The following is a 25,877-nucleotide window of genomic DNA, read 5'->3' on the forward strand; positions in this document are numbered from 1 at the left end:
CGGCTGTCGAGGCCGGTCGGGAGATCCGAACTCGTGAACAGGGCGTGAACTGTCGAGGGGAATCCTGACGCCGGTACGTACCGATTGAGTATGTTTGGTCCGAAAAATCGCCTCCGCACCGAAGCCGATGCGGAGGGTAGTCGATCCGCGGGTTGGAGCGTTGTCCAGGTGTTCGAAACCACCGCGGACAACCTGGGCACGTTCTTCTCGGCCGCGGCGCTGGTGGTGTCGCTCGCCGTCTGGTTGATCGACCGCTATGTCCGTCAGCGCCGGATCGTCAGCTACCGGGTCCACCTGAACACCAAGATTGACGTGAGCCCGCGGTCGGCCGCCGACGTCGCGGACCTGGAGCTGCGGCGGCGCACCGACGGAGAGCCCGTTCCCGGCGCGAGCCTGACCCTCGTGCGGGTGAAGAACGCAGGCCGTCTCGACGTGGACGCGGTGGACATCGTCCGCCCGCTCACGTTCACCTTCCCAAGGCGATCGGCCATGGGCGTCGAGGTGGTCGAGCCCAGCCCGGTGGAACTGCGCGATGTGATCATGAATGCCCGCTGGCCGGACCACCCGGGCCGCGTCCCGGGGCCGTTCATGGAAGGCGACAGGGTCGAGCTGCCGCCCATGGACCTGAACGAGGGCGTCCGGTTCAAGCTCCTCGTGCTGCTGTCCGGCGACGGCAACGAGGTGCACGCCCGCGGCTACATCCGCGGCGGCAAGTTCGAACGCGACACCAACCGCCGCCGCAATCGCGGGCTCGTCCTGGGCGGGCTCTCGTTGCTCCTCGCCGGCCTGCTGATCGGCCTGGTGATCGTCAACTCCCGTTCGGACCCGAGCGAGAGCACGGTCCGCTGCCTACGCGGTCAGCTGCAGATCGAGGGTTCGACGGCGTTTGCTCCGGTGGTCAAGCTCATCGMCGACGAGTACCACAAGACCTGCGGTGACGCGGACATCGCGGTTGTCGCGAACGGCAGCATCAGCGGGCTGCGGGCCGTGGCGAACACGGGCGCCAACGACCCGAAGACGGCGGCCGCCAGGCTCGCGATGTCCGACGGCCCGGCCTCCGGCGATTTCGGTTCACTGGTCGCGCGGCCCGTCTCGGTGGTCGTCTTCTCCCTGCTCGTGAACGACTCGGCCGGGATCCACGGTCTCACCGTCGACCAGGTCCAGTCCGTCTACGACGGTCGGGTCACCAACTGGAAGGACGTCGGCGGCAACGACGCGCCGATACGCCTGATCTCTCGCGGCTCCGAGTCCGGCACTCGCGGGGCGTTCGAGCGCCGGGTGCTGGGCACCCAGGAGCCCCCGGTCTCCTCGAACGACTGCTTCACCAAGGACCGTGACCCGAACGCGGCCACCACCCGGTGCGAGTTCAGCAGCGAGGCAAGCCTGCTCGACCAGATCTCCCGCACCCCGGGCGCGCTCGGCTACGCGGAACGCGGCGCCGCCGCCACCTACCCGAAGATCAACGAGATTGCGTTGAACGGCTGGACCCCAGACATCAGCACGGTCGAACGCGGCGACTACCCGTTCTGGGAGGTCGAGTACCTCTACACATACGGCACCCCGCCCGGTGACAGCCTGCTGTCGGCCTTCCTGGAGTACGTCAGCACGGACACGGCGAAGAACCTGCTCCGCGGCGAGGGCTTCACGCCATGCGTCGACCGCGACAAGAACCTGATGGCTACCCTCTGCGCCACCCGGCGCTGAGCCACCAGCACCCAACCACCAGCACCCAACCCCAACCACCAGCACCCAACCGCCAGCCACGAGCCGCCAGCGCACGGCCGCCTGCCTGGCCGCCCGGGCGGGCGCCGGTCGTCAGGGCTGGAAGCGGTAGCCCATGCCCGGCTCGGTCAGGAGGTGGCGGGGGCGGGCCGGGTCGTCCTCGAGCTTCTGGCGCAGGCGGTTGAGGTAGGTGCGCAGGTAGTGGGTCTCGGTCTCGTACCGCACGCCCCAGACCTCGGTGAGCAGCTGGCGCTGGGTGACGAGCTTGCCGGGGTGGCTGAGCAGCACCCTGAGCAGGCCCCACTCGGTCTTCGTCAGGTGGATCTCCTCGCCCCCCTCCTCACCGGCGGCCTGGTCGCTCCCGCCGCTCCCGCCGCTCCCGTCGCCCGCGCCGCCCGCGGCGGGCCAGGCGCGGGTGACGCGATGGGCGGCGAGGTCGACCGTGACGTGGCCGAAGCGGACGATGGGACTTGCCTCCTGCTCGCCGCCGCGGCGGGCGACCGCGCGCAGCCGGGCGAGCAGCTCGTCGATGCCGAACGGCTTGGTGATGTAGTCGTCGGCGCCGGCGTCGAGGGCGCCGACCTTGTCGCGGCTCTCGGCCCGGCCGGAGAGCACCACGATCGGCACCCGCGTCCAGCCGCGCAGGCCGTGGATGACCTCGACGCCATCCATGTCCGGCAGGCCGAGGTCGAGGATGACGATGTCCGGGATGGTCGACGCGGCGGCGGACAGGGCGCCCGCGCCGGTGTCGGCGACGACCACCTCGTAGCCGCGTGCTCGCAGGTTGATCCGCATCGCGCGCAGGATCTGTGGCTCGTCGTCGACGATCAGCACCCGCGTCACCGGACACCGCCGGTGTCGTCCAGCTTTCCGTCGCCGTCGCCGTCGCCGTCGCCGTCGTGGTCGCCGTCCGCGGCCGCCGCCGCGCTGTCCTCGTCGGCGGGGAGGTCGATGACCATCGTGAGGCCGCCGCCGGGGGTGTCCTCCGGAGTGAGAGTGCCATCCATCGCCTCGACCAGGCCGCGGGAGAGCGCGAGACCGAGGCCGGTGCCGGTGGTGTTGTCGGTGTCGCCGAGGCGCTGGAACGGCCGGAAGATGGCGTCCCGGTCGGCCTCCGGCACGCCGGGGCCACGGTCGACGACGCGGATCTGCACCCGTGTGCCGAGCGCGCTCGTCGTGATCAGCGGCGGGGCCCCGGCCGGCGAGAACCGGATCGCGTTCGCGACGACGTTCGCGACCACGCGCTCGAGYAGCACCGGGTCGGCCCGGATCGCCGGCACCTCGGGCACGTCGCCGATCTCGCCGAGAACCCGGTTCGCCTCGCCGGTCTCGCCGCCGATGCGAACCCCGGTCGCGTCCGGGCCGATGCCGTCGAGGGCGAGCGCGACGACGTCCTCGGCGTGGACCGCCCGCGGGAACACCGACAGCACCCCTGCCTGCAGCCGGCTCATGTCCAGCAGGTTCTCCACCAGCGTCGTCAGCCGGTCGAGCGACTCGTCCGCCGTCGCGACCAGCTCGGCGCGCTCCTCGGCCGACCAGACCACGTCCTGGGCGCGTAGCCCGGTGACGGCCGCCTTCGCGGCGGCCAGCGGCGCCCGCAGGTCGTGCCMGACGGCGGTGAGCAGCGCGGAGCGGACCCGGTCGGCCTCCGCGAGCGGCCGGACGCTCGCCGCCTCCTGGGCGAGCCGGAGGCGTTCCGCGGCGGTCGCCGCCTGCGCGGCGAACGCGGCGAGCAGCCGCCGGTCAGCGGCCGGCAATGGCCGCCCGCGCAGCGCCAGGGTGAACCGGTGGMCGGCCGGCACGTCGACCYCCCCCTCCGACGGCCGCGTACAGGGCCGCGGCCCGACCGCCGCGACGACCCGCCAGCGCTCCCGCCCGGTCCTCGCCGTGCCCGTCTTGTCTGCCGTGTCGGACGAGTAGGACTCGAGGAGTGCCACCGACGTCATTCCGAAACTCTCCCGGGCCCGTTCGAGGATCGCGGGCAGCGGGTGCTCGCTGCGCAGCACGGTGCCCGCGAGCGTCGCCAGGGTCTCCGCCTCGGCGCCCGCCCGCGCGGCCTGGCCGGAGCGGCGGCGGGCGAGGTCGACGACCCGGCTGACGGCGACCGCGACGGCGACGAACGCCACCAGCGCGAACGTGTTGTTGTGCTCGGCGATCGTCCAGCGGTACAGCGGCGKGGTGAAGTAGTAGTTCAGCAGCACCGACGAGGCCACCGCCGTGGCCAGCGCCGGCCAGATACCGCCGACGACCGCCACCGCCACCACGACCAGCAGGTAGAGCAGCACGTTGGAGGTCAGGTTCAGGGCGGAGCGGCTCGCCGTCGCCACCGCCGTGAACAGCGCGAGCATGGCCGCCGCCAGCGCGAACCCGGCCAGCTGGCGCCGGTACGCGACCCACCGCTCGCCACGGTGACCGCGACCGTGGCCGGCCGCGTCGCGCCCACCTCGCGCGCCCGGCGAGGGAGGCCCGCCCAGCGCGGGAGGTTGGTCACCGCCGTCGCCCGGCTCCTCGCCGGCGGGTCGTGCGCGCCTGCCGACGGCGCTCGAACGCTCGTGGGTGACGAGGTGGACGTCGATCGAGCCCGAGCCGGCGGTCGTCGTGACGCCGACGCCGCGGCCGAGCAGCTGCGCGAGCCGGCCGCGCCGGCTCGCGCCCAGGACCAGCTGGGTGGCGTTCTCGGCCCGGGCGAAGTCCAGCAGCGCGGCCGGGACGTCCTCGCCGAGGACCTGGTGGTAGCTGCCGCCGAGGCTTTCCACCAGGTCGCGCTGCCGGGCGAGCGCCGCCGGGTCCGCGCCGCTGACCAGGCCGTCCGGGCGGCTTACGTGGACGGCGAGCAGATCGCTGCCGCTGGGGAAGCGCGCCGCGATCCGGGCCGCGCGCCGGATGAGGGTGTCGCCCTCGGGGCCGCCGGTGAGCGCGACGACGACCCGCTCCCTGGCCTCCCAGGTGGCGGTGATGCCGTGGTCGGCGCGGTACCGGTCGAGCTGTTCCTCCACCTTGCCGGCGACCCAGAGCAGGGCGAGCTCGCGCAGCGCGGTGAGGTTCCCGACGCGGAAGTAGTTCGACAGCGCGGCGTCGACCTTGTCGGCGGCGTACACGTTGCCGTGCGCCATCCGGCGGCGCAGCGCCTCGGGGGCCATGTCGACCAGCTCGACCTGGTCGGCGGCCCGGACGACGGCGTCGGGGATCGTCTCCCGCTGCGGCACCCCGGTGATCGTGCTGACGACGTCGTTCAGCGACTCCAGGTGCTGGATGTTCAGCGTGGTGACGACGTCGATGCCGGCGGCGAGCAGCTCCTCGACGTCCTGCCAGCGCTTGGCGTTGCGGGAACCGGGCACGTTGGTGTGCGCGTACTCGTCGACGAGTGCGAGCGTCGGGCGGCGGGCGAGCACCGCGTCGACGTCCATCTCCGTGAACTCGCCGCCCCGGTGGCGCAGGACCCGCCGGGGGATGGTCTCGAAGCCCTCGGACATGTCGGCGGTGAGCCGGCGTCCGTGCGTCTCCACCAGGCCGATCACGGTGTCCGTGCCGCGCCCGCCCCGCCGGTGCCCCTCCGAGAGCATCGCGTAGGTCTTGCCGACCCCGGGCGCCGCGCCCAGGTAGATCCGTAGCCTTCCCCGTCGCGGCCCGTCGGCGCTGCCCGTCGTCATCGGGTCAGCCCACGTGGACGGCGGGGCGGCGCGACCGGTCCGGCTCGGCCTCGCGCAGCACCTCGCGGGTGATCGGGGCGACCTCGCCAACGCCGAAGACCAGGAAACGCAGGAAGTTCGTGAACGGGTTCCCCTCGGTCCACTCGAAGTAGATGTGCGGGCGGGCGCCCGTCAGGTCGCGCAGGTGGAGCAGCAGCGCGGCGATCGCGTTCGGGACCGACGTGCTGGTCAGCCGCAGCACCCGGTAGCCGTGCCTGTCGACGCCCATGACCGACAGCGTGCTCTCGAACTCGGAGGCATCCGTGATCGAGACCTCGACGTACAGCAGCGGGTCGCCGGCGGGCAGATGGGCGTCCCGGCGGACCTGCGCCTCCTTGTCGCGGTACTCGGCCTCGTCCCCGGAGTCGGGCTCGTTCGCGACCAGTCGCAGATTGCCGCCCGGCTCGCCGTTGTGGCCGACRCAGCCGGCCTCGGCGACGAAGCGGCGGGCGGTGTCGTCCATCCGGATGTCGGTCACCCGCAGCTCGAACGCGCGCACCGCGCGGGAGACGAACGAGACGATCAGGATCGTGATGATGAAGATCGACGCGATGATCAGGCCGTCCGGCCGTTCGAAGACGTTCGCGATCGTCGTGTAGATGAAGACCGCCGTGATCAGCGCGAAGGTGACCATCCGTCGGGTCGAGCGGTGGCCGTCGCCGTCGCGCCGCATGCACGACAGCGTGACGGCGAGCGAGGCCGACGTGATGAGCACCAGCACGCCGGTCGCGTACGCCCCGCCCTGCTTGTCGACGCTCGCGTCGAACACCCAGGTGACGAGGAAACCGATCGCAATGAAGATCAGGACGAGCGGGCGGACGGCCCTCGTCCAGCTCGGGGCCATGCCGTAACGGGGCAGGTAGCGCGGGACGATGTTGAGCAGGCCGGCCATCGCGGACGCGCCGGCGAACCAGAGGATCGAGATGGTGCTGACGTCGTAGACGGTGCCGAACGCGCCACCCAGCAGGTCGTGGGCCAGGTAGGCGAGCGCGCGGCCGTTGGCCGGCCCACCGGGGTCGAAGTCCTTCTCCGGGATCAGCCAGACCGTCACCAGGCTGGTGCTCAGCAGGAACACGCTCATGATCGCGGCGGCGGTGGTGAGCAGCCGGCGGGCGTCGCGGATGCGGCCGCGCGGGTGCGCCTCGGTGTCCTCGGGATCCCCCTTGATCAGCGGCATCACGGCGACACCGGTCTCGAAACCGGACAGGCCGAGCGCCAGCTTGGGGAACACGATCAACGCGACCCCGACGAGCAGGAACGGGTTGGGATGCTCGTTGACGAGCAGCTGATGCCAGTCGTCGATGACATGCGGCTCGCTCACGACCTGGGCGAGTGAGACGGCCACGACCACGGCGTTCAGCGACAGGTAGATCACGACGAGGATGACCGCGATGCCCACCGCCTCGGTGAAGCCGCGCAGGAACACCGCTCCCAGCAGGGCGAGCAGTACCAACGTGATGAGCATCGACTCCCCGTGCAGGAAGCTCGGGGTGTACGGGTTCTCGACGATGTGCGCGGTCGCGTCCGCCGCCGACAGGGTCATCGTGATGATGAAGTCGGTGGCGGCGAAGCCGAGCAGCGCCAGCACCAGCAGCTTGCCGGCCCACCACGGCAGGAAGCGCTCCAGCATGGCGATCGAGCCCTCGCCGTGCGGGCTCTCGTGCGCCACCCGCCGGTACACCGGCAACGCCCCGAACAGGGTGAGCAGCACGAGCACCAGCGTCGCGATCGGGCTGACCGCGCCGGCGGCGAGCACCGCGATGCCCGGCTGGTAGCCGAGCGTGGAGAAGTAGTCGACGCCGGTCAGGCACATGACCCGCCACCAGCGGTGCCGCGGGTGCTCCTCGGCCGGCTGGGTGTGCGGGYCGGCATGCTGCCTCGACCGGTCAGCAAGCCCCTGCAACAGCCAGTTCCGCAGGTCCTGCCGGTAGCGGGCCGCCCGGGTCGGCGGCTCGCCCGCCCGCGCCTGCCCGGACGGCCGCCACGGGCCGCGCCCATCATCAGGCGGCGCCTCGGCGGCGGATCCGGTCTGGGCCGGCGAGTCGAGGGGCGCGGCTTCGGCTCCCTCGGAGGCGTCCGACGGCCCGGCTACGGCCGCGGAACCCTGAGCGGGGGTGCCCATCTTGTCCGGCGCGCTTCCAGGAACCCTTGGCCGCGCCGTCACCGATACCTCCGTCGCACGTCGTCGCCCGGCGACCCCGGCCGCCGGGCGAATTGGGCCGGTCCGTCCGGCGCCATGGTGCTGACCGTGCCACATCGTGAGGTCGGCGGGTGCCTCCGAAGATCCTTGTTAACGGTTTCTTGACACCCCCGACCTGGATGCATGGCCGCTACGCTCACCCGGCGGCTGCCTCTCCGCCGCGCGCCGCGCCGGGGGCGGGCGCGAGTGGGCCGCGAGTGGGAACTGCCACGTCGGCCCGCATACCCTCGCGACGATCATCTACTCGTCCGTGGGCGGCTGGATGCTCATGATCACATCCTGGGTGCGCGCATATGGGATCGGGCCGCCGCCTTCGGGGCGGCCCGATCCCAGCTATGCCCTGCCGTGGTCAGCCGGCCGCGCGGGCGGCGGGTTTGCTGATGCGGTCGAGGGCGGCGTTCAGCTCGACGACGTTGACCGTCGGTTCGCCCATGAATCCCAGGGCGCGGCCCGTGGTGTGCTCAGCGACCAGCTTTGCGACGACGGTCGGGTCCAGGCCGCGATCGTGGGCGACTCGCGCGACCTGAAGGCGGGCGTAGGCCGGCGAGATGCCCGGATCGAGGCCACTGCCGCTGGCGGTGACGGCATCGGCCGGTACGGCCGGCTTCGCCGGGGCATCGCCTCGGATCGGCACGATCTTGCCGGCCGTGACGTCCTCGTCCAGTTCGCGGCAGCTCACCGTGCTTCCCGCGTAGGTGGCCAGGAACGGCGTGGCCGGGCAGACCTCGTTGACGCTGACCACCCGGGTGACCGCGCCCTGGTAGCCCTGCTCGGCGTAGAACACGGCGAGCACCGCGCCGACGCCGGACGGCGTGCAGTACGGCCGCGCGCCGTCGACCCCGTTCGCCTCGCCCACCGCCTTGCTGCGCGCGCAGACCTGAGTGAGCAGGCTCTGGCGGCTCTCGTCGTCCGCGGTCGCCGGGTCGTCCGGAGCGTCGACGACGTCCTCGGGGCCGAGGTTCGACGCGCTGGTCGACGTCGGGTCGTAGCCGTCGCCGGCGGCCGACGGCCGTGGCTGGAAGTAGCCGGGCAACGGGTCGCCGTCGCCGTCGGTGGCCAGCTGGCCGATGAGCCGTGAGCCGACGACGGTGCCGTCCGTCGCCTTGATGAGTGAGCCTTCGGCCCTGCCATGCAGCCCAGGAATCTGGGCCACGGCGAGGAGCGCGAACGGGTAGGCGAGTCCACAGATGACGGTGAACACGAGCAGGGCGCGCAGCGCGGCGAGGTGCTGGCGGGCCCAGCTCGGAAGCCGGATGACCATGTCAAATCCCCGGGATGAACTGGATGATCAGATCGACGATCTTGATGCCGAGGAAGGGGGCGACGAGGCCGCCGACTCCGTAGACGAGCAGGTTGCGGCGCAGCATCGAGGACGCGCTGGCCGGTCGGTACCGCACCCCGCGCAGGGCGAGCGGGACCAGCGCGATGATGATCACCGCATTGAAGATGACGGCGGACAGGATGGCCGACTCCGGGCTCGCCAGCCGCATGACGTTGAGCCTGTCGAGACCCGGGTAGATCGCGGCGAACATCGCGGGGATGATCGCGAAGTACTTCGCGACGTCGTTCGCGATCGAGAACGTGGTCAKGGCGCCGCGGGTGATGAGCAACTGCTTGCCGATCTCGACGATCTCGATGAGCTTCGTCGGGTTCGAGTCGAGGTCGACCATGTTCCCGGCCTCCTTGGCGGCGGAGGTGCCGGTGTTCATGGCGACGCCGACGTCGGCCTGGGCGAGGGCCGGGGCGTCGTTCGTGCCGTCGCCGGTCATCGCGACCAGCTTGCCGCCCGCCTGCTCCCGCTTGATCAGGGCCATCTTGTCCTCGGGCGTGGCCTCGGCGAGGAAGTCGTCGACGCCGGCCTCGTTCGCGATGGCCTTCGCGGTGAGCGGGTTGTCACCAGTGATCATCACGGTCCTGATGCCCATGGCCCGCAGCTCGTCGAACCGCTCGCGCATGCCCTGCTTGACGATGTCCTTCAGCTGGATGATGCCGAGGACGCGGGTCCTGGGCTCACCGGCGACGCCTGGCGCCGGCGCGACCCGTTCGGCGACGACCAGCGGCGTGCCGCCGGTCGCCGAGATCTCGTCGACGGCCTCCCGGACGCCACCAGGAACCGTGCCGCCTTCCTCGCGCACCCAGTGCAGCACGGCGGCGGCGGCGCCCTTGCGGATCGATCGGCGCACATACACCCCGTCGCCGTCGCCGGTGCCGCCAGCGGTGCCGGTGCCCGCGCTGTCGGTCAGGTCGACGCCGGACATCCGGGTCTGTGCGGTGAAGGGGACGAACCGGGCATGTCCGAGCTCACCGGGGCTGCGTTCCCGCAGTCCATGCCGCTCCTTGGCCAGGACGACGATGGAGCGGCCTTCCGGCGTCTCGTCGGCCAGCGACGACAACTGAGCCGCATCCGCCAGCAGGTCGGGTGTGATGCCGCCGAACGGGAGGAACTCCGACGCCTGCCGGTTTCCGAGGGTGATCGTGCCGGTCTTGTCCAGCAGCAGGGTGTTGACGTCGCCCGCGGCCTCGACGGCCCGGCCGGACATGGCCAGCACGTTGCGCTGTACCAGCCGGTCCATGCCGGCGATGCCGATCGCCGAGAGCAGCGCGCCGATTGTCGTCGGGATCAGGCAGACCACCAGTGCGACCAGCACGATTCCGGTCACGCCGTGAGCGTTCAGGGCGCTGGTGTCGCCGACGCCCGGATGCTGGGCGCGGGAGAAGATCGCCAGCGGCTGCAGCGTGGCCACCGCGAGGAGGAACACGATCGTCAGGCTCGCCAGCAGGATGTTCAGCGCGATCTCGTTCGGTGTCTTCTGCCGGCTGGCGCCCTCGACGAGCCGGATCATCCGGTCGATGAAGCTCTGGCCCGGCTTCTGGGTGATCCGCACGACGATCTGGTCGGAGAGGACCTTCGTGCCACCCGTGACCGACGACCGGTCGCCGCCGGACTCGCGGATGACGGGCGCCGACTCGCCGGTGATCGCCGACTCGTCCACGCTCGCGACGCCGGCGACGACGTCCCCGTCACCGGGGATGACCTCGCCGGCCTCGACGACGACGTGGTCGCCAAGCAGCAACTCGGGCGCGGGCACCCGCTCGGCCTGGCTCGGGTCGACGGGGGCGCCCACGCGCCAGCCGGCCAGCCGGCGGGCCACCGTGTCGGTGCGGGTGCGGCGCAGCGTGTCGGCCTGCGCCCGACCGCGGCCCTCGGCGACGGCCTCGGCGAGGTTCGCGAACAGCACGGTCAGCCAGAGCCAGGCGACCGTCAGCCAGGCGAAGACCGTCGAGTCGGCGATCGCCAACACCGTCGAGAACACGGCGCCGATCTCGACGACGAACATCACCGGGTTGCGCCACAGCGTCCGCGGGTCCAGCTTGCCGACCGCCTCCGGCAGCGAGCGGATCAGCTGCGCCGGGTCGAACAGCCCACCGGCCCGGCGTGCCGGCCTGTGCGAGCCGTCCGGCTCGGGCGAGCCGTCGGCGGGCGTGTCACCTGTCTTCATGGCCTTTTCCATCACGGTTGTCTGCGGAGTAGACGCGGTCTCGTCCGCCCTGGACCCGGCACCATTGGTGCTCACTGGTGGATTCCTTCGGCGAGCGGGCCGAGCGCGAGCGCCGGGAAGTAGGTGAGCGCGACGAGGATCAGCGCGACGCCGGCGAGCATCCCGACGAACTGCGGGCGGTGCGTGGGCAGCGTCCCCGCCGAGACCGGCACCGGGCGCTGCGCGGCGAGCGATCCGGCCAGCCCCAGCACCAGCACGATCGGCAGGAACCGGCCGAACAGCATCGCGAGGCCGAGCGCCGTGTTGTACCAGGTGGTGTTCACCGAGATGCCGGCGAACGCCGACCCGTTGTTGTTGCCGGCGGACGTGAAGGCGTACAGCACCTCGGATAGGCCGTGCGGCCCGGAGTTGAGCATCGACGCGCGCTCGCCCGGCAGCGCCATCGCCACCGCGGTGCCGATCAGCACGACCGCGGGCGTCGCCAGCAGGTAGAGAGCGGCGAACTTGATTTCCCGCGCGCCGATCTTCTTCTGGAGATACTCAGGTGTCCGGCCGATCATCAGTCCCGCGACGAACACCGCGACCACGGCCAGCATGAGCATTCCGTAGAGGCCGGAACCGGCGCCGCCGGGCGCGATCTCCCCAAGCGCCATGTTCAGGATGAGCGTCGCACCGGAAATGCTGGTGTACGAGTCGTGGAAGGAGTTGACCGCGCCCGTGGACGTCAGCGTCGTCGCCGTGGCGAACGTCGCCGACTGCGGTACCCCAAACCTGCTTTCCAGGCCTTCGGTGGACGCGCCGACTGCCTCCGGAACCGTGCCGTGATGGGCCATCTGGAATCCCGCGTTGATGGCGAGGCTGCCGACGGCCAGCACCGCCATGACCGCGACGATCGCCAGCCCCTGGCGGGCGTTGCCGACCATCTTCCCGAACATCCTGGGCAGGCTGAACGGGATCACCAGCAGCAGGAAGATCTCGATCCAGTTCGTCCACGAGGTCGGGTTCTCGAACGGGTGGGCCGAGTTCGCGTTGTAGAACCCGCCGCCGTTCGTGCCGAGCTCCTTGATCGCCTCCTGGCTCGCGACCGGTCCGCCGGTGATCGTCTGCTGGCCGCCGACGACGGTGGCGAACGTCCGGTTGCCGTGCAGGTTCTGGATCGCGCCGCCGGCGACCAGCACGATCGCGAAGACGAAGCTGACCGGCAGCAGCACCCGCAGCGTGCCGCGGGTCAGGTCCACCCAGAAGTTCCCGAGCGTCTCGGTACGGGACCGGGCAAATCCACGCACCAGCGCCACCGCGACCGCCATGCCGACCGCGGCCGACACGAAGTTCTGCACGGCGAGCCCGGCCATCTGGACGAGGTGCCCGGCGGCCGACTCGCCCGAGTACGACTGCCAGTTCGTGTTCGTGACGAAGCTGACGGCGGTGTTGAACGCCTGGCTCTGCTCCATCGCCGGCATGCCGAGGCTGAGCAGCAGGTGGTTCTGCAGCCGCAGGAACCCGTAGAGGAACAGGACACCGACGGCCGAGAACGCCAGCACGGAGCGCAGGTACGCCGGCCACCGCTGCTCGGCGCGGGGATCGACGCCGACGAGGCGGTAGGCGACCCGCTCCGCCCGGGTGTCACGCGGGCTCGTGTACACGTGGGCGAGGTAGTCCCCGAACGGGCGGTAGACGAGGCAGAGCGCCGCCACCAACGTGGCGACGAAAAGGACACCGGCCCACCCGGCGCTCATTTAGAACTTCTCCGGGAAGAGTAGAGCCGCCACCAGGTAGCCGGCGACGGCCACAATGAGGACGAGGCCGGCAAGATTCTCGGCGCTCATAGTTTCTCCACCCCGCGGGCAATGACCGCGAGCACGACGAAAGACGCGATCACCACCACGACGAAGACCAGGTCGGACATGGCTTGAAGCYCACTTTCTGGGTCCGCCTTCCGTAGGCGCAGACCCACTGGAACGGTGTGGCCAGGGCGAGATCTACCCGGGCCGGAATGAATCGTCCCGGTCTCGGAACCGCTGTCACATCATGGGGCGGACCCGGAGGGATGCGATCCCCGTTGACGCCCTGTTGACGGCCTCCACCGGGGTTTCTACACCGCTTTTACGACCTGGCCTGACCGTGTGTCCCGGGCCACTTCCGGTGTGCGGCGGGGACCGCGGCCGAAAAACATCCGTTGTCAGAAAACGTGGCGGAAGACCGAGGTAGCTCGATGGAACGGTGACGGGTGGGGTGAAGGGTGGCGAGGCCGTCGGCGGCGGAGGCCGGCCGGACGCGGCGGCGGACGTGCCGGGTCACCACCCGGCGCGTCATCGTGGGCGTGACGGCCGCGCCGGCCAGGAGTGCCAGGGCGATGAGCCCGGAGCGGCCGGGCGCGGCCAGCTGGCCGTCGCCGCGGACGACCATCCCGAGATAGAAGGGCCAGGCAAGCACACCCGCCAGTGCCGCCCCCGAGATGGTCGCGCGCCAGGCCACCAACGCCACGAAGCAGCAGAGCATCGCCAACCCGACGTGACGGGCCGCCGAAACCCAGACGAACACGGCGGCGAGCACGAGAACGCCGGTGAAGGTGATCGCGAGCACCGCGGCTGTCGGTGTCGGTGTCGGCCCGGCCTCGGTCGAGATCACTTCGGCGTCGGCCGCGCCGTGCCCGGCCGACGCCGCCTCGGGAAAGGGAGACGCCACCTCGGGAGAGGGACAAGAAGCTGCTCGTGACCGCATGACCGCCTCCGATGCCCGGACGCCGCCGGCCGCGGGTGGGCGGCGCTGTCATCGCCTGGCCGGTCGGCCGCGCGGGGGATCCGGGCGGTGCCGGTCCGCGATCCGCCCGGCCAGGCTCCGTCCACCATTTCTCCGCCCACACCCCGTTCGCGTGGCCGTGAACGAGACGTTGACGCGCCTTGGCCCGATCTAGACGCCCCGTATACGCGGCTACCAGCCCGGCCTGGACTACCAGCCCGGCCTGGACTACCAGCCCGGCCCACCGCGGACCCACCGCCGGCCTTGGTGAACGCCCGGCGCGGCTGAACGAATCGCCGACCGGGTCACAGCGGATGCGGGCCAGGGTTCTCGTCGCGCCGTCCCCGAGGGTTCGGGACGTCCCCTCGTCGGTCGTGCCGGTCGAGGGTGCCCCACCAGCCGCGGCGGCGGGCCCAGCGCAGCAGGGTGGCGGACATCGTCACGATCGCGACCAGGACGATGGCCAACTGCAGATACCGGGTGTGGCTGTTGACGATGATGTTCATGCCATAGACGGATGAGATCGCGGTGACCGGAAGTGTGATCGCGGCGATGACGGCGAGGCGCTCGGCCGCGATCGTCATCTTCGTCTCGATCCGGGTGCGGTAGAACTCGATGACTCCCTGCAGGTACTCGCGCTGGACGTCGGCCAGGTTCCGAACCTGCTCGAACTCGTCGACGGCCTCCGCGAGCAGCGGTCGCGCGACTGGCGTTAGTGCCCAGGACCTTCCGGCGAGCCGGGCGTAAATCTCTCTGTTCAGTGTGCTGATCGTCCGGGCCGCCAGCAGGCCGTGCCGTGCTCGGAACATCTCGTCCAGGAACGGCTCCGGCTCTCCGAAATGCCCACCGACGACCCGCTGCTCCAGGTCCCACACGTCGGCGGTCAGCGCTTCCACGAACGACTCCTGGCTCGCGGCGAGCGCCAGCACGATCGCGTGCGTCAGGTCGAACGGCGTCGCCGGCCGCAGCCGTCCCGACTCCAGCCGTTCCAGTACCGACCGGGTCTCCCGGACCGCGACCTGGGGGTCGACCACCGGGTTGATCGGTCCGTGCACCGTGACCAGGAAATGGCGGCCGATGAACTGGTCGAGCTCGATGTAGTGGACGTGGCCACCCTCGCCGCGTTCCGGCGTGTGCAGGACGACGAACACGTGGTCGGCGTACGAGTGGGTCTTGGGCACCCGGTTGCGGTCGGAACAGTCGTGCACCGCCCGTGGATGGAAGCCGAACACCTCTCGGAGCACCTTCGTCGCCGTCGGCTCGCAGTCCGGGATGTCCAACCAGACGAACCCGGCGCCCCCGCGGCCGTCCCCGTCGTCGCCGTAGCCGCTCTCCTCGCCGCCGCCGTCATCGGTGGCGGCGGCCCGTGCCCTGGCGAGCAGGTCGGGCAGCGCCTCGACGGGGTGCCGCTCGACACCCGTCCTCGTTACCAGCCGAACATCCATCGACGCCTCGAACTCACCAGCTCCAGCTCACCGCCGGCGCCCCGCGGGCACCGCGGGCGAGCCGGTGGGTGCGCCGCGGGCGAGACCCGGTCGCCCGGACGGACGATAGGCCCCCGCGGCACCTTTTCCCGCCGCGTTCCCGCCGCGCGCGTCAACGGACCGTGATTACTCGCCGTTCGCGTCCCGGCCTCCGGGCAGTGACCATCAGCCGTCTCTGCGCTGAGCGGCGTCCCGCTCGGCATCTCGTTGCGCGTGGCGCGCCTCCTGCGTCGCGCGTCGCGCGTCCTGGCGTTCATGCTGGCGTTCGTGCCTGGCTTCGTGGGCCGCCCGCCTGGCCTCCTTCCCGGCCGAGCTGGGGTCGGAGCCCGCGTCCTGCCAGGGAAGGCGAGCGGTCGCGACGGTCGGGCCGCCGGGTGGGCTGGTCAGCGTGAACCTGCCGTCCATCGCGCCGACGCGTTCGGCGAGCCCCGCGAGCCCACCGCCCGGAGCGATCGTGGCGCCGCCGCGGCCGTCGTCGGTGATGGTGAGCTCGAGCCGGTCGCCGGGACGGGTCAGCCGGATGGATGCCGTCCGGGCGCCGCTGTGCTTGCTGACATTGGTCAGCAGCTCGGACGCGGTGAAGTAGACGAGGCCCTCGACGGCCGCCGACGGGCGGTGGCTCGGCAGGTCGACACTCACCGTCACCGGCACGGTGCACCGCCCGGCCACGTTCGTGAGCGCCGCGCCGAGGCCGCGCTCGGTGAGGATCGCGGGGTGGATGCCGCGGGCAAGGTCGCGCAGCTCGCGCAGGGCGACCTTGACCTCACCATGCGCCTGCTCGATCATCTGGGCCGCCGCTTCGGGATCCTGGGCCATCCGTTCCTTGGTGAGGCCTAGATCCATGGCGAGGGCGACGAGCCGGGCCTGGGCGCCGTCATGCAGGTCTCGCTCGATCCGGCGGCGGTCGTCGGCGGCCGCGCCGACCATCGTCTCCCTGCGCGCCTCCAGCTCCCGGATCCGCCGCTCCGTCGCGCTGGACGGTGACAGCAAGGCCGAGATCATCGCTCGGTCGGCCGCGGCGAAGCCATAGACGACGTATGGCACGACCGGCCAGAAGACGACCAGCAGCGTGAGCGTCACGACGAAGGTGACGATCCCCCAGGGCAGTCGGATGAGCAGGTACAAGGCGCTGCGCCAGCCGACGGGGTCGGCCAGCCGAGTCCAGAGCCAGCCGAAGAAGCCGCTTTCGCGAACGGGCATCTTCGACGGCGACGCGATCTGGAGGCCGAGCAGCGCCCGCGCCCGTGCCCGGTCGACCCGCCCCCAGGCCCGGCAGACCGCCAGGGCGACGGCCAGGAGCGGCAATCCGATGATCGTCACCGCCAGCCCGCTGCCGACGCTGAGCAGCACGACCATGCACACGAAGCCGGCGATCCCGAGCGGCAGGTTCAGCAGCGCGAACGTGACCTGCTTCCACGCGCGCGCCCCGAGCCCCATCAGCGGGATGCTTTCGCTCGCCGGAGCCGGAGCCGGAGCCGGAACGGGTGCGGAGGTGGCCGGCGCCTTCGCCCACGCCGCGCCAGGTGCGGGCGTCGTCGACATGTCCACGGCCAGCGGGCTTGCCGCCTCGATCGGCGACGGCCGGTCCTCGCCATCGGTGCCCATGCCGTCACCGTCACCGTCACCGTCACCGTCGCCGTCGTCGGCGCTGTCGATGTCATCGACGTCATCGACGTCGCCACGGCCACTGGCGGGTTCGGCGTCGGCGGCCATCGGGGTTTTCCGGCTGCCAAACTCGGAGCCGGCGGGCATGACACCGCCGTGCTCCGCAACGCCCGGTTCCAGCCCGCCAGGCGTCGGGGTCTCGTCCTGCGCACGATCGACTTCCACGCCTACAAGCCTGCCTTGCCACCCCAGGTCCGCACCATGGGCCCAGACCGCCCGGCACGGTCGGGACAACCCCACCCTCGGCAGGGGTGGCCGGGCCGCCCACCTTGCCAGGGGCGCCAGAAGGCCAGCTCGGTGGGTGCCGCGTCGACGACCGGTGGGCAAGCCCGTATCCAGGGCGGATCAGACTGGCCGGGTGAGTGGTTCTCAGGCCGGTTACTCCGGTACGCCGCTGGCCCRCAAGATCGGGGTGAAGGCTGGGCACGAGGTCGTCCTGTGCGCCGCGCCGGATGGCTGGGCGATCCCTGACCTCCCATCCGGGGTGACGACGTCAGACCTGCCCCAGCCGCCTCCGGCCGAGTCGTCCCAGGCGGCCGGGCAGTCCGACATCGTCGTCGCCTTCTGCCGGACGCCCGCTGACCTGACCGCCGCTGTCTCGGGGTTCGCGCGGGCCGTCCATCCGGCGGGCGCGCTGTGGATCGCCTGGCCTCGCCGCGCGGCCGGGCACCGCAGCGACGTCACGGAGAACCTCATCCGCGAGGTCGCGCTCCCGCGTGGCCTGGTGGACGTCAAGGTCGCTGCCCTCGACACCGACTGGTCTGGCCTGAAACTCGTCTGGCGCAAGGAACTGCGCTAGACCGGTCGATCCGGGTGAAGGGAACGCGACGATGGCGAAGCCTCGCGCGCTCGGAGCCCATCCCAAGGGGTCAGAGCGACCGACCAAGGTGGCCGGCCAGCTCGAAAGTGCCGGCGATGCGGGTCCGGCCTCGGTGGACGGCTTCGGTGGACGGCGCCGGTTTGCGGGTGTTAGGACCTTTTCGCGGTGCCGCGTTCTCGCGGGGCCGGGCCCCGCATTGCGGGGCGCGGAGAAGGGAAGGGTGCCGGACGTGACGGAGACCGACGTGGCCGAGACCGAGCAGGAACGTTTCGAGGTGGCGCGCCAGATCGAGGCGCCAGCCTCCAAGATCTTCGAGGTGCTGCGTGACCCGAAGGGTCATGTGAGGATCGACAGCTCCGGGATGCTGCAGTCCAGCGACGGTGCGCCGGTGGACGAGGTCGGGGACACCTTCGTCGTGCACATGGACCGTGAGTCGCTGAACGACATCCCGCTCGGCAAGTACGACGTCACGGTCATCATCACCGAGTACGAGCAGGACGCGCACATCGAGTGGACGATCTCCGGTCTGATCCAGCCGCCGATCGGCCACATCTACGGCTACCGGCTGGAGCCCAAGGAGACCGGCACCCTGGTCACCTCGTACTACGACTGGAGCCGGATCCACGAGGCCTATCGCGGCAAGGGGATCTTCCCGATCATCCCCGAGGCCGGCCTGCGGGCCACCCTCGGCATCCTCGCCCGCACCGTCGAGCAGGGCTGACCGCCCGCTCGCCGCTGTCGAAGGCCGGTGGCACGGTGGTGAACGCGACCCGGAGCCGGCACGACGTCATACGGCGCGGGCGGACCCGCCGAGGCAAGGCTCGGACTCAACTGCCGTAGGCGGCCGAAGCCAGCCGTAACAACGGGCCGGGCGCTGTAACACCGGCTGGGTAGCGTCCAGCCTGGGTGGAACGGACGTGGCGCCGTAGGTTGGCGGTCGGCCGATCCTGCCAGTCGCGAGTCCGAGGAGGCGGCATGAAGGCGGACGGCGTCGCGGGGTCGGCCGCGTTGACGGTCGTCAACGCGTTGCTGGTGACCATGGCGGATGGGCAGGAGCCGTTCCGCGGCTGGTTCACCGTCGACGACACCGGCACGATCACCGCGATCGGGCCGGGCGACCCGCCGGCCGGGGAGCCGCCGGACGGCCCGAGCGGCGACGCCGACGCGGTTGCCGGCTCCGCTGCCAACGAGGCGGCCGGCTCCGCCCGCGCCGGGACCGTGCTCGATGCGGGCGGCGCGATCGTCGCGCCCGGGTTCATCTCGGCACACAGCCACCTGTTCATGTCGGGGCTGCGCGGCCTCGGCGTCGGTGAGACGCTCTACGGCTGGCTGGCGGAGAACATGGCCGTGCTGGCCGGCGCCGGCGTCGAGGACCTGTACTGGTTCACGCTGCACGGCTGCCTGGACTTCGCCGAGAACGGCATCACCTCCGCGTTCAACTTCACCCAGAGCCGGGTGCTCTGGGAGTACGACCAGCACGCGAACAAGGCGTTGCCCGGCCGGATCCAGCCGGTCGACTTCGTCACCCGCCAGGTCGACGCGGGCGCCGACGCCGGGATCCGGGTGATGTCGGCGGTTCGGCTCGACGACGAGGCGTTCGACGAGGCACAGGTCCTCGACACCTTCGCCCAGATCGCCGGCTACGCCGAGGCGAAGGTTCCCGGCCCGCTCAACCTCGGTACGGCGGTGTTCGGGGCGGTGCAGTGGGCCAGCTCACCGCGGTCCGCAGCGCTGGAGGCCGAGCTGATGCGCCGCCACACGGTCATCAACCAGGCCCACTTCGTCGAGACGGCGGAGGCGATCGAGCAGCAGCGGGCCAAGTTCGCCTGGTACGACGAGGCCGGGGCACTGGGGCCGCGTTTCCTGTTCGGCCATTTCGTCCACCCGACGGACGAAATGGTCGACAAGGCGGCGGCGACGGGCGCCGGAATGGTCTGGCAGCCGACGTCGAACGGCCGGCTCGGCTCCGGAATCGCGGACATTCCCCGGCTGCGCGCCGCCGGGATCCGGATCGGCGTCGGTCTCGACGACCAGTCCTGCACCGACATCTCCGACCCGTTCCAGAACATGCGGATCGGTATCTACACCCTGCGTGCCCTGCATTCCGACGCGAAGGTGCTCATGCCGCGCGAGATGCTGCGGATGCACACCCTCGGCTCGGCCGAGGTGCTCGGCGTCGCCGACCGGGTCGGCAGCCTGGAGGTCGGCAAGCAGGCGGACTTTCTCGTCGTCGACCCGCGGCGGCCGGACACCGGCCCGATCTGGGACGTCTACGCGACCTACGTGTTCGCCTGCGGCCTGCGCAACCTCAAACAGGTCTATGTCGGTGGACGGTCCGTCTACGACGCGTCCCAGCCGCCGTCCGAGCTCGCGACGACGGCCAGCGCCGAGCTGCATGCCCGCGTCGGGCACGCCGCCCGCGAGGCCGGCGTCACCGTCGGCCCGCTGACCTTCTGACCCTCTGCCTCCTGATCCGCCGGCCCGCTGACCCACCGATCTTCTGGCCCTCTGGCCTTCCGGCCTTCGGCCTTCTGGGGCCTGGCCTTCCAGTCGTCTGGCCGCTGATCTCCGATTTCCAGGCGCCGATCCTCCGACTACTGATCTTCTGTTCTTTGGCCTCCAGACGGCTTCGCCCTCTCTCGAGGGCGGAGTCAACATCCGCCGGTCGATCTGTTGACTACTTTCCGTAGCGGCGGGTGCCTGGCGGTCCTCGTCCGCGGGTATTGACGAGTGGCGCCGGTCTTACGGTCGGTGGTCATATCCGGCAGGTTGTCGGTCACCGCGAGATTGCTCGATCTTTCGGATCTCGCGCAGGGTCGCTGTTTGTGGCTGAGAGGTGTTCTTAACAGAAACCATAGGTTTATCGGCGCATAGTCAGGTTAATGTGCCGATATGACCGCTTTGGTTGTGCCGGAGGCGGACGGGGGCGTCTCTGTGCCATCGGTTGATCAGGGGGAGGCCCGGCCGGCCACGGTGTGGCTGTCCGAGGCGATCATTGGCGGCCTGGTGCTCGTGTTGTCCTTGGTCGCCTGGGTGTCGCTGGCGCTCGCCGACCTTGGTGCGCACAGCCTGGCGGCGGTCGCCGCTACCACGGCGGCCGTGCTGGTGGCGGTGGCCGGCGTCGCCCTCGGTCGTCGGGCGCTGGTCGCCGCGCGCCGCCGCCCTTCCCGGGAGCTGACCGTCGAGGAACCTCGGGGAACTCTCCCCGCTGGCGGGACGGCCGCCTCCGGCGGAGCTTCTGGCATCTCCGGCCGGGCTTCTGGCGTCGAGCCACGGCGACGGGTACGAATCCGTGTCGATCCCGCGGGGCTCGTGGTGATCGCCGGCGTCGCCGCCCTCGCGGGTTTCTTCTTCTTCCCCGGGTTTGACTACGGCGCCGCGGACAAGGACCCGGGAGGCTACGTCGCCCACGGCATGGAGATCGCCCGGACAGGTGGGTATTCCTTCCGCGACCCGGCCTCCGACCCGGCTCGGGTGCCGCACGTGGAAGCGGCCTCTCCCGGAGCGCGATTCCCAGGAGTGTGGATATCCCACGATGACGTGATCGTGCCGCAGTTCTACGCGCTGTGGCCGGCTCTGCTGGCGACGGCCGCGGACCTCGGTGGCGAACGTGCCCTCATCCAGGTCGGGCCGCTGTGCGGCCTGCTCGCGGTGTGCACGCTGACGCTCGTCGTGCGGCGCGCGGTCACCAGCGCGTTCGGCGGCCCGGCCCCACCGGCTGCGGGCGGCGCCGGGCGGTATGCCAGCGCGGCCGGGCTGTTCGCCGGCGCCGCCACCGGCGCGCTGCTCGCGACGAACATGCTGCAGGTCTGGCAGGCCAAGTACCCGTCGTCCGAGATCAGCGCCCAGCTGTTCTTCGTCGCCGCCCTGTTCGGCGTTGTCATGGCTCTGGCCACCGGTTCCCGGCTTCCGGCGGCCTTGGCTGGTGTTCTCGCCGGTATCGGCTTCCTTGACCGGGCCGACGGGATGCTGACGTTGCTGCTCGCGGCGGCGGCCGGGGCCGCGCTCGTCGCGGTCCGCCGGTTCGACCGGCGCGCGGCGGCCTTCGCCGCCGGGGTGGCCATCGTGCTGCCGCACGCGCTGTGGCAGGCCTACTCGCCGGACGCGAACCGCGACTACACCCTCATCAACGGCATCCCGGATCTGCCCACCATCGCGGGCATCGTCGCGGTGCTGTTCGCGGTCGGCCTCCTGGCGCGCCCCGTCGTCAGACGGATGATCGCCAGGCAGGCCGTCCGCGGCCGGCACACCGTCAGCGGCCCGCACACCGTCAGCCAGGYGGATCGGAACCGACGGTTCCAGCTGTTCGCGGGCGTGGTCGTCGTGYTGTTCGCGGCGGGGCTGTTCGTGCTCGGTGCGCTGCGCGGACAGCTGTTCGGCGCGGACTACAAGTTCTTCGAGGGCCTGGGCCGCCAGCGCACCTATGACGAGCAGTCTCTCGACCGGTTGGCCTGGTTCGTGTCCTGGCCGGGGTTCCTGCTGGCGCTCGCGGGTCTGGCCCTGGTCGCGGTGCGCCGCTGGAACGCCATGCTGTGGGCAGTCGCCCTCTCGACGCTGCCGCTGCTGGCCGTCTACGCCTGGCACACCCGCAACTCGGTGCGGCTGATGTGGTGGGCGCGTCGCTATGTGCCGGTGGCGCTGCCGGGACTGCTCGCCCTGGCCGGGATCGCGCTCGGGGTGGCGTTGGCGGCGTTCGCGACCCGCCGCCTGTCGACGCGGCTGGCGGTCGGCCTGCCCGCGGTCGCCGCGCTCGGCGGCCTGCTCGCCTTCTTCGTGCCGCAGTCGCTTCCGTTGCGTCACCACGACGAGATGGGCGGCAGTTTCGCGGTGACAGCCGAGCTCACCGCGCTTGCTGACGGGCGCCAGGGTGTCTACCTCTGGCCACGGGAGCCTTGCTGCCTCACGGAGAGCGACCTCTTCCCGGCCGCGCTGTGGCTCGGTCGGGGCGAGCTGTCAGCTTTGCTGCCCGACGACGAGGCGGACAGGCCCGCCTACGTCGCGGACTTCCTCAGCGGTTTCCCGGACTCGCCCGTGTTCGTCATCGGGTCCGGCACCGACGTGCCGAACATCCCGGGCGTCGAGCTCGTCGCCGCGCGGCACATCACCGCCTCGTTGCCGTTCTGGGAGGAAAGCGAGACCGCGCGCCCCGACCACGCCACGTCCATTCCGGTCGACTTCACCGTCTGGCGGGTGCGGCGCTCCTGACGAGGCGGCGATCGTCTCGCTCCAGGACCTCGGCGGCCGGCGTCCTGGCTTCCGGGCGTCCGGACACCCGGACGCCCACGCCCGGACGCGATGGTCAGCGGCTGAGCAGCCCGAGCAGGCCCGGGGGCAACAACGGCACGGGCGGCGATGGCTGGGCGAAATGGGAGAGGGGCTGCCAGCTCACCTCGTCGTCATCGGCGTCCAGCACCTTGCCCAGCTCGTCGCGCTCATAGAACGAGCGGTCGAGGAGATCCGCGCCGAAGATGAAGGCGATCTCGTGGTGCGGCCGGCCTTCCCAGCTGAAGATGTTCTCCAGCACACCGAGCAGCTCGACGTTCGTCAGCTCGGCGCCCAGTTCCTCGCGCAGTTCGCGGTGCACGGCCTCGACGGCCGTCTCACCGAACTCGACACCGCCGCCCAGCGGGCGAAAGATCAGGTCGCCGGTCACGCGGTCCTTCCCCTGGTAAACCAGCAGGTCGTCCTCGCGTCGCACGGCGGCCAGCGCGATAGGCCGGATTCTTGGATTTTTCGCCACGCCCTGGACGCTAGCTGACGATCTCGCTGCTCAGCTGGTGGCGCTGCCGCTGGCCTCCGCGGCGACCTCGGCACGGACCTTGTCCATGTCGACGGCCTTCGCCTGCGTGATGAGGTCCTCGAGCGCCGCCGCCGGCAGCGCGCCGGGCTGGGAGTAGAGCACGACGTTGTCCCGCACGATCATCAGCGTGGGAATCGACGAGATGCCGAAATGGGCGGCGAGCTCCGGCTGCGCCTCCGTGTCGACCTTGCCGAACACCGCGTCCGGGTGCTTCTCGGACGCCCGCTCGTACACCGGTCCGAACATCCGGCACGGCCCGCACCAGGACGCCCAGAAATCGACCAGAACGAGATCGGACTCACCACCGACCACCTCGTCGAAGTTCTCCTTGGTCAATTCCTTGGTCGCCATCGCCGGCCTTCCTCCGTCGGATCACTTAGCCCAACTCAAGGACGGACGGGGCCTCGGCATTCCCGCCAGGCCAGGTCGACGCCGCGATCTCGACCCCCGAAGGCTGTCGTCGGTGGGGYCGGCCGCGCCGCGACCCCCTGCCGGACGCCTGCTTACGCCGGAGGTAATCGACCGGAATCGGCCCGGCGATGACGGTGGGTGCCACTGACCGATCGAGGTTCGGAGGCACCGTTGACAGCGACCAGGGAAGACCAGGCCCTGACGCCGGCCGCGCCGGCCGCGCCGGCCGCGCCGGCCGCGCCGGCCGCACCGTCCACGGCGGCTCAGGCCGCGGGACCGGGCAAGGCGGGTGTGCCGCGCGAACCGCGCCCCGGCCGCGAGTCGGGTTTCGCGGCCCGGCTCGAGCTGCCCGTGCTGCTCGCCGGGATCTTCATGATCATTCTTGATTTCTTCATCGTGAACGTGGCGATCCCGTCGATGCAGGCCGACCTGGGCGCCGGCCCGGCCGCCGTCCAGTGGGTGGTCGCGGGCTTCGGCCTGGCGCTTGGCTGCGGTCAGATCACCGGCGGGCGGCTCGGCGACCGTTACGGCCGCCGTCGGCTGTTCATCGTCGGGATGGCGCTCTTCACCGTCGCGTCGGCGGTCTGCGGGCTCGCGGACAGCAGCGAGACGCTGATCGTCGGCCGGGTCGCGCAGGGCCTGGCCGCGGCGCTGATGAGCCCGCAGATCCTCTCGATCATCAGCGTCGGCCGGGTCGGCGCGCGGCGGGCGCGGGCGGTCGCCGCGTACGGGACGACCATGGGGATGGCGGCGGCCTGCGGCCAGCTCATCGGCGGCGCGCTGACGCAGGCGGACGTCGCCGGCCTCGGCTGGCGGACCTGCTTCCTGATCAACGTTCCGATCGGTGTGGCCGTCGTCGTGCTCGCCCCGAGGGCGATCCGCGAGTCCCGCCTCGACGGGCCGCCCGACCTCGATGAGCGGGCCCGTGCCGCCGGGGGGAGGGCCGACGGTGGCGCCGGCGTCGGCACTGGCGGCGCTCTGGATCTTGTCGGGGCGGCGCTGGCGACGACGGTGCTGGTCGCGGCCGTGCTGCCGCTGGTGCAGGGGCGGGAGGCTGGCTGGCCGTTGTGGACCTGGCTCTGCCTGGCTGGCGCCGCCGTGCTGCTCGCCGTCTTCGGTCCCCACCAGCGGTGGATGACGCGGCGCGGCCGGGTGCCGCTCGTCGAGCTGGCTCTTTTCCGGGAGCGGGCGTTCACGGTCGGTCTCCTCGCGGCCCTGGTGTTCTTCACCGGTGTCGCGTCCTTCTTCCTCGTCCTCGCGCTCTACCTGCAGCGGGGGCTGGGGCTGGACGCGCTGCGTGCCGGCCTGGTGTTCACCCAGCTCGCCGCCGGCTACCTGGTGACGTCGTTCGCCGGTGGTCCGCTGGTCCGCCGGTTCGGTCGGGCGGCGCTCGCGGCCGGCGCGCTGGCGATGGCCGCCGGTCTCGGACTGCTCGCGCTCGTCGTCCACCAGGTGGGAACGACAGGTTCGGCCTGGCTGCTCACGGCACCATTGCTGATCATCGGTGCGGGGATGGGCCTGGTGATGGCACCGCTGATCGGGGTCATCCTGGCCGGTATCGCGCCGCGGCATGCCGGTACCGCGTCCGGGCTGCTCGCGACGGCGCAGCAGGTGGGCAACGCCTTCGGCGTCGCGATCGTCGGGGTCATCTTCTTCGGCGCGCTCGACCGCTCGGGCGGCGCGGCCGGCGCCGACAGCCCGGCGGCCTACCCACACGCACTGGTCCTGTCGATCGGTTACCTCGCCGCCACCTCGGTCGTGAGCGCCGGCCTGCTCATGCTTCTGCCGGCCACCCGCCGAGGCGGCGTACCCCCGGAATGACCGAAGGTAGGTGAGGCAGGGCATCC

The 25,877-nt window shown here is 71.3% G+C and carries 18 protein-coding genes; 6 read left to right on the forward strand and 12 right to left on the reverse strand.

What is annotated here, in order from left to right:
* The first annotated feature begins 168 nt into the window (after positions 1-168).
* Positions 169-1,704 carry a substrate-binding domain-containing protein gene (locus tag BCD49_RS00320; RefSeq protein WP_071040970.1) on the forward strand — a complete coding sequence of 512 codons (1,536 nt, stop codon included), beginning with the start codon at positions 169-171 and terminating at the stop codon, positions 1,702-1,704.
* Positions 1,705-1,815: 111 nt separating this feature from the next.
* On the opposite strand, the gene BCD49_RS00325 is transcribed toward BCD49_RS00320, so the two are convergent.
* From BCD49_RS00325 to BCD49_RS00370, 10 genes are all read right to left on the reverse strand, one after another.
* Positions 1,816-2,565 (reverse strand): response regulator, encoded by a 750-nt coding sequence (locus BCD49_RS00325; RefSeq protein ID WP_007508678.1) that lies wholly within the window; start codon positions 2,563-2,565, stop codon positions 1,816-1,818.
* On the reverse strand, positions 2,562-5,372 hold the full coding sequence (locus tag BCD49_RS00330) for a sensor histidine kinase (RefSeq protein WP_083401159.1): 2,811 nt from the start codon (positions 5,370-5,372) through the stop codon (positions 2,562-2,564). The genes BCD49_RS00325 and BCD49_RS00330 overlap by 4 nt, the downstream gene beginning before the upstream one ends.
* 4 nt (positions 5,373-5,376) lie before the next feature.
* Positions 5,377-7,575, reverse strand: coding sequence for an amino acid transporter (locus tag BCD49_RS00335; RefSeq protein ID WP_198939415.1), 2,199 nt, complete (start codon positions 7,573-7,575; stop codon positions 5,377-5,379).
* A 385-nt stretch (positions 7,576-7,960) separates the two neighbouring features.
* Positions 7,961-8,872 (reverse strand): potassium-transporting ATPase subunit C, encoded by a 912-nt coding sequence (locus BCD49_RS00340; protein WP_007508681.1) that lies wholly within the window; start codon positions 8,870-8,872, stop codon positions 7,961-7,963.
* A 1-nt stretch (position 8,873) separates the two neighbouring features.
* On the reverse strand, positions 8,874-11,111 hold the full coding sequence (gene kdpB / locus BCD49_RS00345) for a potassium-transporting ATPase subunit KdpB (RefSeq protein ID WP_071040971.1): 2,238 nt from the start codon (positions 11,109-11,111) through the stop codon (positions 8,874-8,876).
* 71 nt (positions 11,112-11,182) lie between these two features.
* Positions 11,183-12,847 (reverse strand): potassium-transporting ATPase subunit KdpA, encoded by a 1,665-nt coding sequence (gene kdpA, locus BCD49_RS00350; RefSeq protein WP_007508684.1) that lies wholly within the window; start codon positions 12,845-12,847, stop codon positions 11,183-11,185.
* Positions 12,848-12,937: a K(+)-transporting ATPase subunit F gene (kdpF, locus tag BCD49_RS00355; protein WP_063630134.1), complete on the reverse strand. Its 90-nt coding sequence runs from the start codon at positions 12,935-12,937 to the stop codon at positions 12,848-12,850.
* A 277-nt stretch (positions 12,938-13,214) separates the two neighbouring features.
* Entirely contained in the window at positions 13,215-13,832 is a 618-nt protein-coding gene (locus BCD49_RS43355) for a hypothetical protein (RefSeq protein WP_007508685.1), read from the reverse strand.
* 323 nt (positions 13,833-14,155) lie between these two features.
* On the reverse strand, positions 14,156-15,295 hold the full coding sequence (locus tag BCD49_RS00365; protein ID WP_007508686.1) for a magnesium transporter CorA family protein: 1,140 nt from the start codon (positions 15,293-15,295) through the stop codon (positions 14,156-14,158).
* A gap of 204 nt (positions 15,296-15,499) precedes the next feature.
* Positions 15,500-17,164, reverse strand: coding sequence for a sensor histidine kinase (locus BCD49_RS00370; protein WP_232793908.1), 1,665 nt, complete (start codon positions 17,162-17,164; stop codon positions 15,500-15,502).
* Positions 17,165-17,357: 193 nt separating this feature from the next.
* Between BCD49_RS00370 and BCD49_RS00375 the strand changes: the two genes are divergently transcribed.
* From BCD49_RS00375 to BCD49_RS00390, 4 genes are all read left to right on the forward strand, one after another.
* Entirely contained in the window at positions 17,358-17,798 is a 441-nt protein-coding gene (locus tag BCD49_RS00375) for a DUF3052 family protein (RefSeq protein WP_071040973.1), read from the forward strand.
* Between the two features lie 250 nt (positions 17,799-18,048).
* On the forward strand, positions 18,049-18,540 hold the full coding sequence (locus tag BCD49_RS00380; protein WP_232793907.1) for an SRPBCC family protein: 492 nt from the start codon (positions 18,049-18,051) through the stop codon (positions 18,538-18,540).
* A gap of 254 nt (positions 18,541-18,794) precedes the next feature.
* A complete protein-coding gene (locus BCD49_RS00385; protein ID WP_007508690.1) occupies positions 18,795-20,276 on the forward strand; it encodes an amidohydrolase family protein in 1,482 nt (493 codons plus the stop codon).
* A gap of 435 nt (positions 20,277-20,711) precedes the next feature.
* Positions 20,712-23,024, forward strand: a complete 2,313-nt coding sequence (locus BCD49_RS00390) for a hypothetical protein (RefSeq protein ID WP_131803345.1) — start codon at positions 20,712-20,714, stop codon at positions 23,022-23,024.
* A 94-nt stretch (positions 23,025-23,118) separates the two neighbouring features.
* Here the strand turns inward: BCD49_RS00390 and BCD49_RS00395 are convergent, their stop codons facing one another.
* Positions 23,119-23,559 carry an NUDIX hydrolase gene (locus tag BCD49_RS00395; protein ID WP_007508692.1) on the reverse strand — a complete coding sequence of 147 codons (441 nt, stop codon included), beginning with the start codon at positions 23,557-23,559 and terminating at the stop codon, positions 23,119-23,121.
* A 30-nt stretch (positions 23,560-23,589) separates the two neighbouring features.
* Positions 23,590-23,970: a thioredoxin gene (trxA, locus tag BCD49_RS00400; protein WP_007508694.1), complete on the reverse strand. Its 381-nt coding sequence runs from the start codon at positions 23,968-23,970 to the stop codon at positions 23,590-23,592.
* 231 nt (positions 23,971-24,201) lie between these two features.
* Between trxA and BCD49_RS00405 the strand changes: the two genes are divergently transcribed.
* Positions 24,202-25,851, forward strand: a complete 1,650-nt coding sequence (locus BCD49_RS00405; protein WP_007508695.1) for an MFS transporter — start codon at positions 24,202-24,204, stop codon at positions 25,849-25,851.
* Positions 25,852-25,877: the final 26 nt, after the last annotated feature.

Source organism: Pseudofrankia sp. EUN1h, assembly GCF_001854645.1.
In the GTDB taxonomy this organism is placed as follows: domain Bacteria; phylum Actinomycetota; class Actinomycetes; order Frankiales; family Frankiaceae; genus Pseudofrankia; species Pseudofrankia saprophytica.